This is a genomic window from Aequorivita sp. CRS11, assembly GCF_059693805.1.
The window spans coordinates 1-14,777 of record NZ_JCATIG010000015.1; the positions used below are offsets into that span (position 1 = coordinate 1).

Genomic DNA, 14,777 nt, shown 5'->3' on the forward strand with positions numbered 1-14,777 from the left:
ACCGAAGTGGACAATGACGACCAGACCGTGATCGAGCTATGCCAGAACCCTGACATCGCGATCGTAAAGACTGGCGTATTCAATGACGTAGACGGCAACCAGTGTGCCGATGCGGGCATCGATACTATAACCTATACGTTTACGGTAACCAATGAAGGCAACGTGAGCCTATCGGGCATTACGGTAACCGATCCATTGCTACAGGCACCGAACCCAATAGTGGACATCGTGTTCCAGGGCGGTGACACCGATGGTGATAATGAACTTGACGTAACCGAGACCTGGATCTATACCGCTACCTCGTATACCATCACACAGGATGATATCGACACGGGCANAACTTGACGTAACCGAGACCTGGATCTATACCGCTACCTCGTATACCATCACACAGGATGATATCGACACGGGCAGCGTGACCAACCAGGCTACTGCAACGGGTACGGCACCAGACCAGACCGTGGTAGAGGATTTTTCGGGAACCGAAGTGGACAATGACGACCAGACCGTGATCGAGCTATGCCAGAACCCTGACATCGCGATCGTAAAGACTGGCGTATTCAATGATGAAAATCAGAACGACTGCGCGGATGTGGATGAGACAATCAGTTACATCTTCACCGTCACAAATGAAGGTAATGTGAGTCTAAGTAATATTGTTGTCGATGATCCATTATTAGGTGGGCCAATTGCAGGTCCAGATAGCGGAGATACTGATGGCGATAATGAATTGGACGTTACTGAAACTTGGATTTATACAGGAACTTATGCAATTACTCAAGATGATATTGATGCTGGCGAGGTTATTAACCAAGCAACTGCAACAGGTACTGCACCGGACCAGACCGTGGTAGAGGATCTTTCGGGATCAACTACAACAACTGATGATACAACTGTTATCGAGCTTTGCCAGAATCCAGCTATTGCAATCGTGAAAACGGGTATCTTTAATGATGAGAACCAGAACGACTGTGCTGATGTGGATGAGACAATCATGTATACATTTACAGTAACAAACGAAGGCAATGTAAGCTTGAGCAACGTAGTAATAACTGATCCATTAATTGCTACAATTTCTGGCCCAACAGGTGATGTCGATGGCGATGGTGAACTTGATGTTACCGAGATATGGGTTTACACAGGAATATATACTATCAATCAAGATGATATAGATCTCGGATTGGTAAAAAACCAAGCAACTGCAGAAGGTACGGCACCTGATACTACAGTAGTTAGCGATCTGTCTGATGAAAGCAGTGTGCTCGAAGATGATCCAACAATTGTAGATCTATGTCAAGATCCAGTTATTGCAATTGTGAAAACAGGTATCTTCAATGATGAGAACCAGAATGACTGTGCCGATGTGGATGAAACAATCAGCTATACCTTCACTGTGACCAATGAAGGAAACGTAAGCTTAAGTTTTGTTGAAGTAACCGATCCATTAATCACTACAATCACTGGACCAACTGGTGATACCGATGGCGATGGTGAACTTGATGTTACCGAGACTTGGATTTATACAGGAACCTATGCGATTACACAGGACGATATAGATGCTGGCGAGGTTGTAAACCAAGCTTCAGCCAAAGCGAATGATCCAATGGGTAATGTAGTTTCTGATCTTTCTGATGAAAGTAGTGTTCTTGAAGATGACCCAACAATTGTAGATCTATGTCAAGATCCAGCTATTGCAATCGTAAAAACAGGTATCTTCAATGATGAAAACCAGAATGACTGTGCTGATGTGGATGAAACAATCAGCTATACTTTCACTGTGACCAATGAAGGGAACGTGAGCTTAAGCACTGTGGTTGTAACCGATCCATTAATCGCTACAATCACTGGACCAACTGGGGATACCGATGGCGATGGCGAACTTGACGTTACCGAGACTTGGATTTATACAGGAACTTATGCAATTACACAAGTTGATATAGATGCTGGAGAGGTTATTAACCAAGCTACTGCTGAAGGTACAGCGCCTGATGCTACAATAGTTAGTGATCTATCTGATGAAAGCAGCGTTCTTGAAGATGACCCAACTGTAATTGAGTTGTGCCAGAACCCCGTTATAGCTCTTATTAAAACTGGAGTTATTAATGACACAAATGGTAATGGATGTGCTGATGTTGGTGAAACCATTGAGTATAGCTTTACAGTGTTCAACGTTGGAAACGTTACATTAACAAACATAACTGTAGCCGATCCATTGGTGACAGTAGCCGGAGGTCCAATTACACTGGAACCAGGAGCTACAGACGGAACATCGTTTACAGCTATCTATACTATCACGCAAACTGATATTGATGCTGGATTTGTTGAGAACCAAGCAACAGCTACTGGTACTGATCCTTCAGGAAATTCCGTAAGTGATTTATCTGATGATAATAGTGAGTTTGAAGATGATCCAACGCTTACCGAGCTTTGTCAGAACCCTGCTATTGCATTAATAAAAGTAGGTGTTCCTAATGATGAAAACGGTAACGGATGTGCTGATCTTGGTGAGACAATATTGTACACCTTCAGTGTTAAAAACACCGGAAACGTTGCATTGACTAATGTAATAGTAACTGATCCTTTGGTAAGTGTTGTTGGAGGACCAATCAACCTAGCTGCTGGAGAAGAGGATACAATGACTTTCACTGCTGTATATACAATAACTCAAAGTGACGTAGATACAGGCTTTATTGAAAATCAAGCTACAGCTGAAGGTATTTCACCAAACGGTGATTCAGTATCTGATCAGTCTGATAACAACAGCTATCTTGAAAATGATCCAACTGTAACCGACCTTTGCCAGAACCCATCTATTTCCTTAGAAAAAACCGGCGTGTTCAACGATGAGAACGGAAATGGATCAGCTGATGTTGGAGAAACTATTTCCTATGCTTTCACTGTAACCAATACAGGGAATGTGACATTGTATAATATAATGATAACAGACCCATTGCCAGGTGTTGAAATCTCTGGAGGTCCAATTGCTCAATTGGAGCCAGGTGAAGTAGACAGTACAACGTTTACTGCAATCTACATCATTAATGATCAAGATATAGGTAACGGTGAGGTTGTAAACCAAGCTACGGTTACTGGAGAGGATATTGAAGGAACTATTGTGGAAGATGATTCTGATGATCCAACAGATTTAACGAACAACGACAACAACGGTGATGGTGACCCTGATGATCCAACAGTAGTTACGCTTCCTTTTGTATTGGATACTACTTTTGAAATATTCAACGGTATAACACCAAATGGTGATGGACTTAATGATTATTTCCAAATTGTTGGAATTGAGAATTGGCCAAACAATAACGTGAAGATATTTAACAGATGGGGTGTATTGGTCTTTGAAACAGATGGATACGGAGGTTCAGATGGTAAACAGAATGTTTTCAGAGGTATTTCTGAAGGTCGTACAACAGTTCAAAAGAATGAAGAGTTGCCTACAGGTACATACTTCTACATTCTTACCTTCCCAGCAGATAACCCTGGTAAGGCTGACTATACAGGATACTTATATATTAACAGATAGAAAAATCAAAAAAATTCCTGGGAGGAAATTCCCTCCCAGGATTAAAAATACATAACTATGAAACACAGTTATCTAACGCTAATAATTTTGATTTTACTTGGCACGTTTTCAAGTAAAGCGCAGCAGGATCCACAGTACACACAATATATGTACAATACGCAGGTGGTAAACCCTGCATATGCCGGAAATCGTGAAGCCTTAAGCTTTGGTTTACTTTACCGAACTCAATGGGTCAATTTTGGTGATGGAGCGCCCAATACAGGCACCTTCACTGTAAATTCGCCAATAGCGAGCAATATGGGTTTAGGTCTATCTGTAGTAAATGATCGTATAGGTCCTGCAGTAGAAACCAACTTTAATATAGATTATTCCTATAGCATCAATACCTCTGAAACCGGAAAAGTATCATTTGGTCTTAAAGCAGGTTTAGACATACTAGATGTTGATTTTTCTAAGTTGAACATTTACGATTCGAATGATCCATATTTTCAGGAAAATAATATAGACAATAAACTTCAACCACAAATAGGTGCTGGTGTTTACTATAATACTGAGAAATTTTATGTAGGTCTTTCGGTTCCTAATTTCTTGAGTACAAAACATTTTGATACCGGTAGCATAGAAAACACACAAGTGGAAACTACTGCTGCAGAACGTATGCACTATTTCTTGATTGCCGGTTATGTATTTGACCTTAGTGATAATTTAAAGTTCAAGCCAGCTACGCTTTTCAAAATGGTAAGTGGTTCGCCTTTACAGGCAGATGTGTCGGCAAACTTTCTCTTATATGATAAAGTTACGCTTGGGGCAGCATATAGATGGAGCGCTGCAATGAGTGGACTGGTAGGTTTTCAAGCTACCGACAATATATTTATAGGGTTTGCTTATGACTATCAAACAACAGATATTGAGGCCTATAGTGATGGTTCGTATGAAGTTATGCTTCGCTTTGAATTGTTCAACAGACCAGAACGAGTGCTAACACCAAGATTCTTCTAAAAAATAAAGACTATGAATACAATAGTACGTAACATATTTATTTTCGCAATGGTAGTTTTTACTGCCGGAAGCGCCTTTTCACAAAAAAAGGATATCGAAAAAGCAAACAAGGAGTTTGATAAGTTTGCTTATATAGATGCCCGTGAAATATATTTAAAGGTAGTTGAAGACGGATACGAATCTGCAGAGATTTTTAAGAAATTAGGGGATACCTATTATTTCAACAGCGATTATACTAACGCCGCAAAATGGTATGATAAACTCGTTAAGCAGTTTCCAGATCAAACAGAGGCTGAATATTACTATCGGGCAGCTCAATCTTTAAAAAGTTTAGGAAACTATACCGAATCCGATGCCCTAATGAAGGATTATGTTGCTAAAGGAGGTAAGGGCCTTGTAATAAAAACGTATGAAGATGATCCTAACTATTTAAAAAGTACAGTTTTTAAATCAAGAGATTTTACGCTAGATAAGGTAGGAATCAACTCATCTAATTCCGATTTTGGGGCTTCTTTTTATGGAAAAGACAGAATAGTCTATGCGTCTGCATCAAGGACAGATGGAACAAAGGTTTCAGAATGGACAAACCAACCTTTTTTAGATTTGTTTTTAGCCGAGCGTGACTCCACAGGACAACTTTCAAATTCAATGCCTTTAGGTGGAGACATTAACACTCCTTACCACGAATCCTCAACTGCTTTTGCAAAAGATGGCATTACAGTTTATTTTACTAGAAATAACTTTCTTGATGGTAAAAAGGGAAAGGACAAAAACAAAACAATTCGCTTAAAACTATATAAAGCTACAAAAACAGGAGAGTATAATTGGACAAATATTGTTGAACTTCCTTTCAACAGTAAAGAATATTCTGTTGCACACCCTGCGTTAAGTCCTGATGGGAAAAGATTATACTTTTCTTCCGATATGCCTGGTACCTCTGGTATGTCTGACCTTTGGTATGTTGACATTCTTGGTAACGATAAATATGGAGTACCAGTAAATTTGGGCCCCGAAATAAATACAGAAGCTAGAGAATCATTTCCTTTTATAAGTGAAAATAACAATCTGTATTTCTCTAGTGATGGTCGTTCAGGCCTTGGAGGGTATGATATTTTCGTAACTCCACTTGATAAGGACGGAAAGCCTGGAAAAATTACAAACTTAGGCTCTCCTGCGAACAGTGCTCAGGATGATTTCGGTTTCATTATAAATGAAAACGATCGCATCGGTTACGTTACCTCAAATAGAGGTGGAGATAGTGGCAGTATTGATGACGACATCTATCTGGTAAAAGAAATTTGTTCCATAACTATACAGGGAAAAGTATTTGACAAAGAAACGAAAGATCCTCTTCCAGGGGCACAGGTAAGCTTATTGGATGAGAACAATCAATTGGTAAGTCAAACTTCAGCTAAAAATGACGGCACGTATAGTTTTGTTGGAGACTGCGGAACACAATATACCGTTAGAGGGGTAAAAGAAGGATACAAGCCTTATGAAAAAATCATTGAAACTCCAATGCTATCTGGTAATGTAGATGTACCCTTGCCATTAGAGAGAATTGGTCCATGTCCTCCAAACGACTTAGGCTGTAAATTGAACCTTCAACCTATCTATTTTGATTTTGATAAATCGAACATTCGTCGTGATGCTGAAATAGAACTTGCTAAAATTCTTGCTGCAATGAGAGAATATCCAGAATTGATTATCCATATTGAATCTCACACAGATTCACGTGGTAATGACAGTTATAATATGGCTCTTTCAGAACGTCGCGCACAATCTACACTCAAATGGTTGGTTGGCAAAGGCATTGACGCTAATAGGCTTACCGCAAAAGGGTATGGAGAATCACAACTTGTTAACCAGTGTTCAAATGGTGTGTCTTGTACATCAGAAGAACACCAGCTTAACAGAAGATCAATGTTTATAATAAAGAATTAAATTAACCAAATTAAGTTATCTTAAAGCGTTCAATACTTGCTATTGAACGCTTTTTACTTTTAAAACATTTTCGCTTTTCGTACTTTTGAGCCAAAAGGGCTATTAATGGAAGAAGAAAGAGTAATTCTCGTAAACGTAAAGGATGAGAAAATTGGGTTGATGCCCAAACAGGAAGCACATGAAAAAGGGGTTCTTCATAGAGCATTTTCAGTTTTTATTTTTAACAAAAATAATGAACTGATGTTGCAACAACGTGCACTACATAAATACCATTCACCAGGACTTTGGACTAATACGTGCTGCAGTCATCAGCGTGATGGAGAATCATCACTTGAAGCCGGTAAACGTAGGCTTTTTGAAGAAATGGGCTTTACCACAGATCTAAAGGAAACAACTTCATTTATATATAAAGCGCCATTTGACAATGGTCTCACAGAGCATGAGCTAGACCATATTCTTGTCGGAAATTTTGAAGAAGCGCCCAATATCAATAAAGAAGAAGTGGCTTCTTGGAAATGGATGGATCTGGAAGAAGTAAAAAAAGATATTGAAATCAATCCCAAAATTTATACAGCATGGTTTAAAATCATATTTGATAAATTTTACCAACATTTACTTGTATGAGTCTCACCGTATATAGAAAAGCACACTTCAACGCAGCGCACCGGCTTTTTAAAAAAGAATGGAACGATGCTAAAAATCTTCAAGTATTTGGAAAATGCAGTAATCCCAATTATCACGGTCATAACTATGAATTGGAAGTAGGTGTTTCAGGTGAGATTGATCCAGAAACGGGTTTTTTGATTGATCTCAAGATTTTAAGTGATATAATAAAAGAGGAAGTTGAAGATTCCTTCGATCATAAAAATTTAAATATCGAGGTTCCAGAATTTAAAAACCTCAATCCCACAGTTGAAAATATAGCTGTGGTAATTTGGAATAAAATAAGGGATCGAATAGATTCAAATTATGGCATTTCGGTAAAACTTTATGAAACACCCCGTAACTTTGTTTTTTATAACGGTAATTGATGGTTACAGTTTCCCCCTTATATCCTTTAAAATTTCAACCAATACTTAAACAAAAAGTATGGGGAGGTAATAAACTGCAGGAATTGTTTCAGAAAAACGCCGAAGGAAATGTTGGGGAAAGCTGGGAAATTTCTGGAGTTGAAGAAAACATTTCTGAAATTGCGAATGGCCCCCTAAAAGGAAATACACTTAATTGGGTCTTGGAAAACTATAAAGAAAAGCTTGTTGGTGAAAAAGTTTTTAAAAATTTCGGAAATCACTTTCCGCTTCTCTTCAAATTTATAGATGCCCGTGAAGACCTTTCCGTTCAAGTTCACCCTGATGATTTATTAGCGAAAGCCAGGCACAATTCCTTCGGAAAAACTGAAATGTGGTATATACTTGAAGTTGAAAAGAATGGTAAACTCATCCTTGGCTTTAATCAACAAATGGATTCAAAAAAGTATTTGCATACTCTTTCTGAAAAAAGAATAACCGAAATTTTAAATGTTGAAGCCATTAAGAAAGGTGACGCTTTTCTTCTTAAACCCGGAACCGTACATGCCATCGGCGCAGGCGTTTTATTGGCGGAAATTCAACAATCTTCAGATATTACCTATAGAATTTATGATTGGGACAGGCCCGATACCAATGGAAAACTACGGGACCTGCATACAGATTTGGCTTTGGAAGCGATAGATTTTAATCCGCCAGAATCCAAGTTAAACTATTCCGAAGTCAAAAATTCACCTTCACCCATCGGAACCACTAATTTCTTTGCTGTAAATAAATTAGTGCTTTCTGAAAATTACCTCAAAGACTTGGAACAAGTACCTTCATTTACGGTTTATATGTGTTTGGAAGGAAGTGCTGTAATTGAAACCGATGATTATTCGGAAGAAATCAAAAAAGGCGAAACATTTTTAATTCCCGCCCAAATACCCGAACTGAAATTCATTACCAATTCAGCTTCCTTTTTAGAAGTGTACATTCCTTAAATGTTCGTACCTTTGCCAAAATTATAAAATTTACAATAAATTAAAAAATACCGCTTTAGCGGGAAAAATTATGGCAAACGTAAGAGATTTAAAAAAAGATATCAACTATGTTTTGGGTGATATTATTGAAGCAGTTTACATTTGGGAACTGACCAATACAGATAAGGACAATAAAAAGGCCGAAGCTATTATAGATGAAGCTATTGTTACTTTTGATGACTTAATTACAAAAGTGAATCAAAAAGATGTTGAAAACAAAAAGAAGCATTTTAAAGCCATAAATTCCGAACTTGAAGAACGTGGCAGAAAGCTTATAGACAAAATAAACGCCTTATAGGAGCGTATCTTCTTTTTTACGCTTTACAATAAAAGACTCCAATTCCTTACCGTATTTGGAGTCTTTTATTTTTGGGGCCAACGAATTGTAAACGGTATCCAGATATTTCACACTTGAATTGTAAGCTTCACTTAAAATCAAATAAGGGGCTACCTCGTATTCCTTGTTGTTTAACGCAAAATTGATTGTAGTTAAATATTTACTGGAAATAAGCGCTTGTTGTTTGCGGTTTAAATCTAACTCTAAGGAATCGTTATTCTTCTTTCCTTTTTTGAAACGTTGCTCAATATATTCTAGGTTTTTAGCTACGTAGCGTTGCTTCAGTTTGTCGTATTCTTTTAAAATACTATCATTGGCAGAACCTCTCACGGTTGCAGCACTTCCGAAGTTTTTTAAATTGGTTTGAATGCTTATTGTCCCGTTTTCGGCGAAAAAGGTAATGCGATCGTCCCGAAGACTTCCATCCTTTAACCTTACATACAAATAATAAATTTCCGGACTCTCCACTTCTTCGGAAAAGGAAAAATTTGAATTTCCGTCAACGATTACAGAATCTACGGTAACCAATACCGTGTCTTCAAATTTCTGTAGGAGCAATGTACCTTTTTTAAGCCCATTGACAGTTCCTGTAAGATTCATTTTTTCCGTATCGGTTGAACAACCTACCAACGTCAGGAATATTATTGCAATTGAAAGAAAATAGCGCATTCAGTCATTTTTTAAAAATTCAAACCTAGCCTATAATAGCCTCGGTTTGCAAAGGTGCAAAGATGATTATTTTTTTTAAATTTTTATGCGCCAGAAGCCAATTGCATTAATACGGTACACAAAATTGCGGCAACCGTTCCGATGGCATACCCAAACACGGCCAAAAGTACTCCAACCGTTGCCAGTGATGGGTGAAAGGCAGAAGCAACAATTGGTGCAGATGCCGCGCCACCAACATTGGCTTGACTTCCTACGGCCAAAAAGAAATAAGGTGCTCGAATCATTTTTGCAACCAAAATCATTAATCCTGCGTGAACGGCCATCCAAACCAAACCGATAACAATAAGCCACATATTGTCGAAAATAAGGGTAAGATCCATTTTCATTCCTATGCTTGCCACCAAAATATAAATGAAAACGCTACCAAACTTACTTGCCCCGGCACCTTCATAGGTTTTGGCTTTGGTAAAAGAAAGCAGCACTCCAATAATTGTGGTTATGGTTATCATCCAAAAGAAGCTTGAATCCAGAAATGTAAATATATTGCGGGTTATTCCTTTAGGAATCCCATCTACTACCGAAGTGAAGAAAGAGCTTAAAAAATCTGCACCAAAGTGTGCAAAACTTACCGTTCCGAAAGCGATGGCGGCAAGAATCATCAAATCTGTCAACGTAGGATTTCTATCTACTTTTTTGGCATAGTCTGAAACTTTATCCTTCAAATTTTCTATAGCCGAAGTATCAGCTTTCAACCATTTATCAATTTTTGCAGATTTTCCAATTCCGAAGAGAATAATGGCCATCCAAATATTGGCCACTACAATGTCCACAAATACCATCCCGCCATAAAGCTTTTGGTTGTAACCGTAAATTTCGAGCATTGCGGTTTGGTTTGCGCCACCGCCAATCCAGCTTCCTGCAAGGGTAGAGAGTCCGCGCCATACAGCGTCAGCACCTTCGCCGCCCACAGCTTCGGGGTGGATGCTTCCTACAATCAAAACAGCCAAAGGTCCGCCAAGGACAATACCTATAGTTCCTGCAAAAAACATAACAAGGGCTTTAGGCCCCAAGTTTAGCACGCCTTTCAAATCTATGCTCAATGTCATCAGTACCAAGGCGGCGGGCAATAAGTACCGGCTAGACATATAGTATAAACTGGTACTTCCCTTAGTGGCTTCGCCAGTTTCCGAAACTGTAGTCCATTCTGGCGAAATGACTCCTGCGGTAGTCAGTAGTGCAGGAAGAAAATAGGCCATGAAAAGTGCAGGTACAATTCCGTAGAATTTTTTCCAGAAACCTTCTTCACGGGAAGAGGTATAAAAAATGAAGCCAAGGGCTATCATTAAAATTCCAAAAACAATGGTGTCATTGGTAAAAAGGGGAGTGGTGTCCTTTAGTATTTCGGTAGTTGTATCTTGCATTTTTGATGGTTTTGACGCAAAATACAATTATTTTTTAATTTTGATTATTTTTTAATGAAATCACTTATAACGGTAATTAATTTAGGGGCTACAGGCAAATTATAAATATTATAGGACTTGCTGTTTTCTAAATCATTTCCTTCAATTTCTTTTAAAACGTGATTCATGTTTTCAATAATTTCATATTGCGAATCAGGTTTGGCATTCTTTAACAGTTCGGCTTCAGAAATCTGTACCTGAATATCCTTATCACCGTTGATTATAAGAACCGGTATGTTCAATTTCGTAATTTCAATCTGGGGGTCAAACTGCATCCAGGTAAATATGAATGGTTGTAGTTCTTTACGAAATATAGAGGCTAATCCCGGACTATAATTGTAAGCAATTCCATTGGCGCGTAAATCGTCAAAAGAAGTGCGGGCATTATCTACCAATCCCGGGGCTTGTTCAGCCAACTGAGCTACAATAACATCATCAATTTCCTGTCCTGCTCCCGCAATGGAGACAAAACCATCTGCGCCATTTTGTGCGGCCACCATTCCAACAAGCGAGCCTTGTCCATGGCCTATGATATATATCTTTGAAAAGCGTCCATCTTTTTTAAAATGCTCCAATATTGCAACTGCATCATCATTAAAATGATCAAACCGAATATTTTTTTCATTCAGCGATCGCAGCTTCATCTGTTTTACAAGTCTTTTATCATATCTAAAGGAGGCTATATTGTTCGCATAAAGTCCTTCCGCCAAAAACTTTAAGGAATTATTTTCCATCATTTGTTGATTGCCGTTTCGGTCCGTGGGGCCACTATCGCCAATTATTATAGCCAATGCAGGTTTTTTATCAATTTGGGGAACTATGAGCGTTCCTTCAATCAAGGGCGTAATGTTTATCTCTTCAGGATTATATTTTTTGTTTTGGGCAGAAGCAATTCCGAAGAGAAAAAGAAAAATTATAAGAAGGTTTTTCATCGATGACATTTTAAATGCTATTTAATCGCTATGCTTTAACAGAGAAATTGCGGGTATATTGTTTTTCAATATCACTGTTTAATACTTAAATATTTTTCAAGCCTTTCTAAATGTAAAAAATTCTTTTGAACTGTAATTTGTTGTTTAATTTGAAAAGTTTAAATCAGTTTTAAAAATAGGAAGTTATCTTTGCCCGATATTGCAATCTTGTTTCAGTATAAAAAATATCTACTATGAAAAAAATTATAATAGCACTATTAGTTTGTGTATCTTCAAATGCTTTGACCGCTGCAGAAGATTGGGGAAAAACGGGCCACAGAGTGGTGGGTGAGATTGCAGAAAACTATTTAAGCAAAAAGGCAGAAAAGGAAATTTCAAAATTGCTGAACGGGCATTCATTGGCATTTGTGGCAAATTATGGCGACGATATTAAAAGTGATCGCCAGTATGACTCTTACAGGCCGTGGCATTATGTAAACTTTCCTTTTGGCGAAAAATATGAAACGCATTCCAAAAGTGAAAAAGGAGATATTATTCAGGGAATAGAAAAGTGTATTTCGGTGCTGAAAAATGCCAACAGCACAAAAGATGATAAAATCTTTCATTTAAAAATGCTGATTCATTTTATGGGAGATCTTCACCAGCCGCTTCACATTGGTTTGGAAGATGATAAAGGAGGTAATGATTTTCAGGTGCGTTGGTTTAGTGATGGCACCAATTTGCATACGGTTTGGGACTACAAAATGATAGATTTCTACGAGATGTCTTATACCGAATTAGCAGCAAACACCGATGTGCTTTCAAAAAAACAAGTTGAGGCGATTAAAAAAGGCAATGTTTTGGATTGGATGTACGAAAGCCGAGCATTATGTGAAGACGTTTATGAAAACACGGAAATTGGTGAAAAGCTTGGTTATGAATATATGTATAAGTATATGGATACATTGCGTTTTCAACTTCAAAAAGGAGGTATTCGGTTAGCGGAAGTTTTAAATAAAATTTTCAGTTAGTTAAAATAATCTTTTGCATTAAGTATATAAATAGGCCCAATACATTAACCCAAATTGCAACGGAAGGCGGAGAATAAGCATCCATTTTGGTAATTTCATAGCTGCTTCTTTATTTCGGAGCATATAAATATGTACGGGTATAAAAGCTATAAGCATAATAATTATTCCCCAAGCAGCTTCTTCTTGGGTGTTTTTATTCATTATCATAAACCCCAAGATCATTTCAGCAACTCCGCTCAACATCACTAAAGTGCTGTGCGCAGGAAGGTAGGGAGGGATAATGCGTTCGTATAGTTTCGGTTTGCGGAAGTGATTCATTCCTGCAAGTACATAAAGCACTCCCATTAAATATTGATGCCAAGGTAACATAGCTTTTTTTTTAAAACTTTAAAAGTAATCTTTTTGAAGGTTTTGTCAAGCTTGAACTTACTAAAAAGTGAAAGCCTCCCTTGTTTAGAAGGAAGGCTTTCTTTTTTAACTAATTATGTATGAGAAAAAATTACTCTTTTATCAAGCGCTTCACAGTGCTTGCATTGTCACCAATAATCTGAACAACGTAAACCCCGGCAGCAAGCGATGAAACATCTACCGCTCTTTCACCTTGCATGGTGCGAAGGTCTGTCTGGTTTACTAGTTTGCCGTTTATGTCATAGATCATCATTTTCTCTAGGGAAATGTTGGTCTTGTTAACAAGGTTCACAACATTGCTCGCCGGGTTTGGATATAGTGCCACGCCAGCGTCCAAAGAGTTTTGGCTCACACCAAGTACAGACTCAACCGTAAGCTCAAAGCTACAGGTTGAAGTGTTNTACAGACTCAACCGTAAGCTCAAAGCTACAGGTTGAAGTGTTTCCGTACTCATCGGTAGCGGTGAACGTAATGGTGTGGACACCATCAGGCAACGCCGTACCGGGAGCAGGGTCTTGGGTCGTATCTGTTACAGGATCTGTACAGTTGTCATCCGCGATAGCTTCGCCAGTTGCGAAATAATCCGGTAATATATAGAATATGTTACCTGGTCCTGGATCAACTGTCTGGTCTGCTGGACAGGTTAGTTCCGGAGCAAGCCTGTCTACCACACTTACCTCTGCAATACAAGAAGCAATATTGCCGCTGGTATCACTAACAAATACAGTAACCATAAACGTACCTCCTATATCTGCACAACTTACAGTTGGCACATCTACAGCAATTGTAGCGATACCACAGGCCTCATCTATATTAGATACAAGACTGTAAGGATCTACAGAGGTAGTTCCGTCAGGACCCAATTCGATTTCCACTACGTTGCTCGTTGGAACAATAGAATAGTTAAGCTCGAAATTGTCCACACCGGCACCCCAGGCCCAACCGCCTTCATCGTCATATGTAAAACGAACTTGGAAGTCAGCATTTAGGTAAGCCGCCAAATCAATGGCTCCTGTATTGACAGGATTAGTATCAACATCAACAAAAAGAATCTGTTGCCATGCGGCCCCATCATAAACCTCAACGGTAAGTGTACCATCACCGGCAAACTCCTGCATTGCATAGTCAAAAGACAGCGAGGCTGTAGAAGCAGCGCTTATATCGTATACTGGAGAAATAAGCGTAGCATTGTTTACCTCACCGCTACCAGCTGCGTCGTCATCAAAGATGGCTGCGTTTGAGGCGAAGTCAGTTCCTATTGGCATATCGCCAGAACCGAAGGCCCAGTCCTGAGAACCAGAATTAATCTGGGTAGTCCATCCAGAAGGTATAGAGCTACCTTCAAAATCTACTGTTTCTGATACAGTAGTCACAGGAGGACCACAGGTAATCACAGGTGCAATGTTATCAATCACATTTACCACTGCCATACAGGT

The 14,777-nt window shown here is 38.7% G+C and carries 15 protein-coding genes; 9 read left to right on the forward strand and 6 right to left on the reverse strand.

Annotated features, from left to right (window positions below):
• The first annotated feature begins 27 nt into the window (after positions 1–27).
• The 8 genes from AC58DT_RS15260 (at position 28) to AC58DT_RS15295 (ending at position 8,823) form a co-directional block, all read left to right on the forward strand.
• A complete protein-coding gene (locus AC58DT_RS15260; RefSeq protein WP_497217682.1) occupies positions 28–345 on the forward strand; it encodes a CLIPPER-2 domain-containing protein in 318 nt (105 codons plus the stop codon).
• Complete coding sequence (locus AC58DT_RS15265; RefSeq protein ID WP_497217669.1) at positions 320–3,535, forward strand: CLIPPER-2 domain-containing protein; 3,216 nt, start codon at positions 320–322, stop codon at positions 3,533–3,535. The genes AC58DT_RS15260 and AC58DT_RS15265 overlap by 26 nt, the downstream gene beginning before the upstream one ends.
• 57 nt (positions 3,536–3,592) lie before the next feature.
• On the forward strand, positions 3,593–4,534 hold the full coding sequence (locus AC58DT_RS15270; protein WP_497217670.1) for a PorP/SprF family type IX secretion system membrane protein: 942 nt from the start codon (positions 3,593–3,595) through the stop codon (positions 4,532–4,534).
• A gap of 12 nt (positions 4,535–4,546) precedes the next feature.
• On the forward strand, positions 4,547–6,478 hold the full coding sequence (locus AC58DT_RS15275) for an OmpA family protein (protein WP_497217671.1): 1,932 nt from the start codon (positions 4,547–4,549) through the stop codon (positions 6,476–6,478).
• A 105-nt stretch (positions 6,479–6,583) separates the two neighbouring features.
• Entirely contained in the window at positions 6,584–7,102 is a 519-nt protein-coding gene (idi, locus tag AC58DT_RS15280; RefSeq protein WP_497217672.1) for an isopentenyl-diphosphate Delta-isomerase, read from the forward strand.
• The gene (locus AC58DT_RS15285) at positions 7,099–7,509 is read left to right on the forward strand and encodes a 6-pyruvoyl trahydropterin synthase family protein (RefSeq protein ID WP_497217673.1); all 411 of its coding nucleotides are present in this window, start codon (positions 7,099–7,101) and stop codon (positions 7,507–7,509) included. Before idi ends, AC58DT_RS15285 begins: the two co-directional genes overlap by 4 nt.
• A complete protein-coding gene (locus AC58DT_RS15290; protein ID WP_497217674.1) occupies positions 7,509–8,486 on the forward strand; it encodes a type I phosphomannose isomerase catalytic subunit in 978 nt (325 codons plus the stop codon). The genes AC58DT_RS15285 and AC58DT_RS15290 overlap by 1 nt, the downstream gene beginning before the upstream one ends.
• Positions 8,487–8,556: 70 nt before the next feature.
• On the forward strand, positions 8,557–8,823 hold the full coding sequence (locus AC58DT_RS15295) for a hypothetical protein (protein ID WP_497217675.1): 267 nt from the start codon (positions 8,557–8,559) through the stop codon (positions 8,821–8,823).
• Here the strand turns inward: AC58DT_RS15295 and AC58DT_RS15300 are convergent.
• The 3 genes from AC58DT_RS15300 to AC58DT_RS15310 form a co-directional block, all read right to left on the reverse strand.
• Positions 8,818–9,531, reverse strand: a complete 714-nt coding sequence (locus AC58DT_RS15300) for a DUF4369 domain-containing protein (protein WP_497217676.1) — start codon at positions 9,529–9,531, stop codon at positions 8,818–8,820. The genes AC58DT_RS15295 and AC58DT_RS15300 overlap by 6 nt on opposite strands.
• Positions 9,532–9,614: 83 nt before the next feature.
• Entirely contained in the window at positions 9,615–10,952 is a 1,338-nt protein-coding gene (locus AC58DT_RS15305; protein ID WP_497217677.1) for a DUF819 family protein, read from the reverse strand.
• Between the two features lie 44 nt (positions 10,953–10,996).
• A complete protein-coding gene (locus AC58DT_RS15310; protein WP_497217678.1) occupies positions 10,997–11,923 on the reverse strand; it encodes an alpha/beta hydrolase in 927 nt (308 codons plus the stop codon).
• Positions 11,924–12,156: 233 nt separating this feature from the next.
• On the opposite strand from AC58DT_RS15310, the gene AC58DT_RS15315 reads away from it, so the two are divergent.
• Entirely contained in the window at positions 12,157–12,933 is a 777-nt protein-coding gene (locus AC58DT_RS15315; RefSeq protein ID WP_497217679.1) for a S1/P1 nuclease, read from the forward strand.
• 18 nt (positions 12,934–12,951) lie between these two features.
• On the opposite strand, the gene AC58DT_RS15320 is transcribed toward AC58DT_RS15315, so the two are convergent.
• The 3 genes from AC58DT_RS15320 to AC58DT_RS15330 form a co-directional block, all read right to left on the reverse strand.
• The gene (locus tag AC58DT_RS15320) at positions 12,952–13,302 is read right to left on the reverse strand and encodes a DoxX family protein (protein ID WP_497217680.1); all 351 of its coding nucleotides are present in this window, start codon (positions 13,300–13,302) and stop codon (positions 12,952–12,954) included.
• Between the two features lie 130 nt (positions 13,303–13,432).
• Positions 13,433–13,828 (reverse strand): T9SS type A sorting domain-containing protein, encoded by a 396-nt coding sequence (locus AC58DT_RS15325; protein ID WP_497217681.1) that lies wholly within the window; start codon positions 13,826–13,828, stop codon positions 13,433–13,435.
• Positions 13,725–14,771: an HYR domain-containing protein gene (locus tag AC58DT_RS15330; protein ID WP_497217683.1), complete on the reverse strand. Its 1,047-nt coding sequence runs from the start codon at positions 14,769–14,771 to the stop codon at positions 13,725–13,727. Before AC58DT_RS15330 ends, AC58DT_RS15325 begins: the two co-directional genes overlap by 104 nt.
• Positions 14,772–14,777 lie beyond the last annotated feature (6 nt).

Excerpts from the sequence above, each read along its gene's own strand:
- AC58DT_RS15270 (WP_497217670.1), top strand. The coding sequence starts at position 3,593 with ATGAAACACAGTTATCTAACGCTAATAATTTTGATTTTACTTGGCACG.
- AC58DT_RS15275 (WP_497217671.1), top strand. The coding sequence starts at position 4,547 with ATGAATACAATAGTACGTAACATATTTATTTTCGCAATGGTAGTTTTT.
- idi (WP_497217672.1), top strand. The coding sequence starts at position 6,584 with ATGGAAGAAGAAAGAGTAATTCTCGTAAACGTAAAGGATGAGAAAATT.
- AC58DT_RS15285 (WP_497217673.1), top strand. The coding sequence starts at position 7,099 with ATGAGTCTCACCGTATATAGAAAAGCACACTTCAACGCAGCGCACCGG.
- AC58DT_RS15290 (WP_497217674.1), top strand. The coding sequence starts at position 7,509 with ATGGTTACAGTTTCCCCCTTATATCCTTTAAAATTTCAACCAATACTT.
- AC58DT_RS15295 (WP_497217675.1), top strand. The coding sequence starts at position 8,557 with ATGGCAAACGTAAGAGATTTAAAAAAAGATATCAACTATGTTTTGGGT.
- AC58DT_RS15300 (WP_497217676.1), bottom strand. The coding sequence starts at position 9,531 with ATGCGCTATTTTCTTTCAATTGCAATAATATTCCTGACGTTGGTAGGT.
- AC58DT_RS15305 (WP_497217677.1), bottom strand. The coding sequence starts at position 10,952 with ATGCAAGATACAACTACCGAAATACTAAAGGACACCACTCCCCTTTTT.
- AC58DT_RS15310 (WP_497217678.1), bottom strand. The coding sequence starts at position 11,923 with ATGAAAAACCTTCTTATAATTTTTCTTTTTCTCTTCGGAATTGCTTCT.
- AC58DT_RS15315 (WP_497217679.1), top strand. The coding sequence starts at position 12,157 with ATGAAAAAAATTATAATAGCACTATTAGTTTGTGTATCTTCAAATGCT.
- AC58DT_RS15320 (WP_497217680.1), bottom strand. The coding sequence starts at position 13,302 with ATGTTACCTTGGCATCAATATTTAATGGGAGTGCTTTATGTACTTGCA.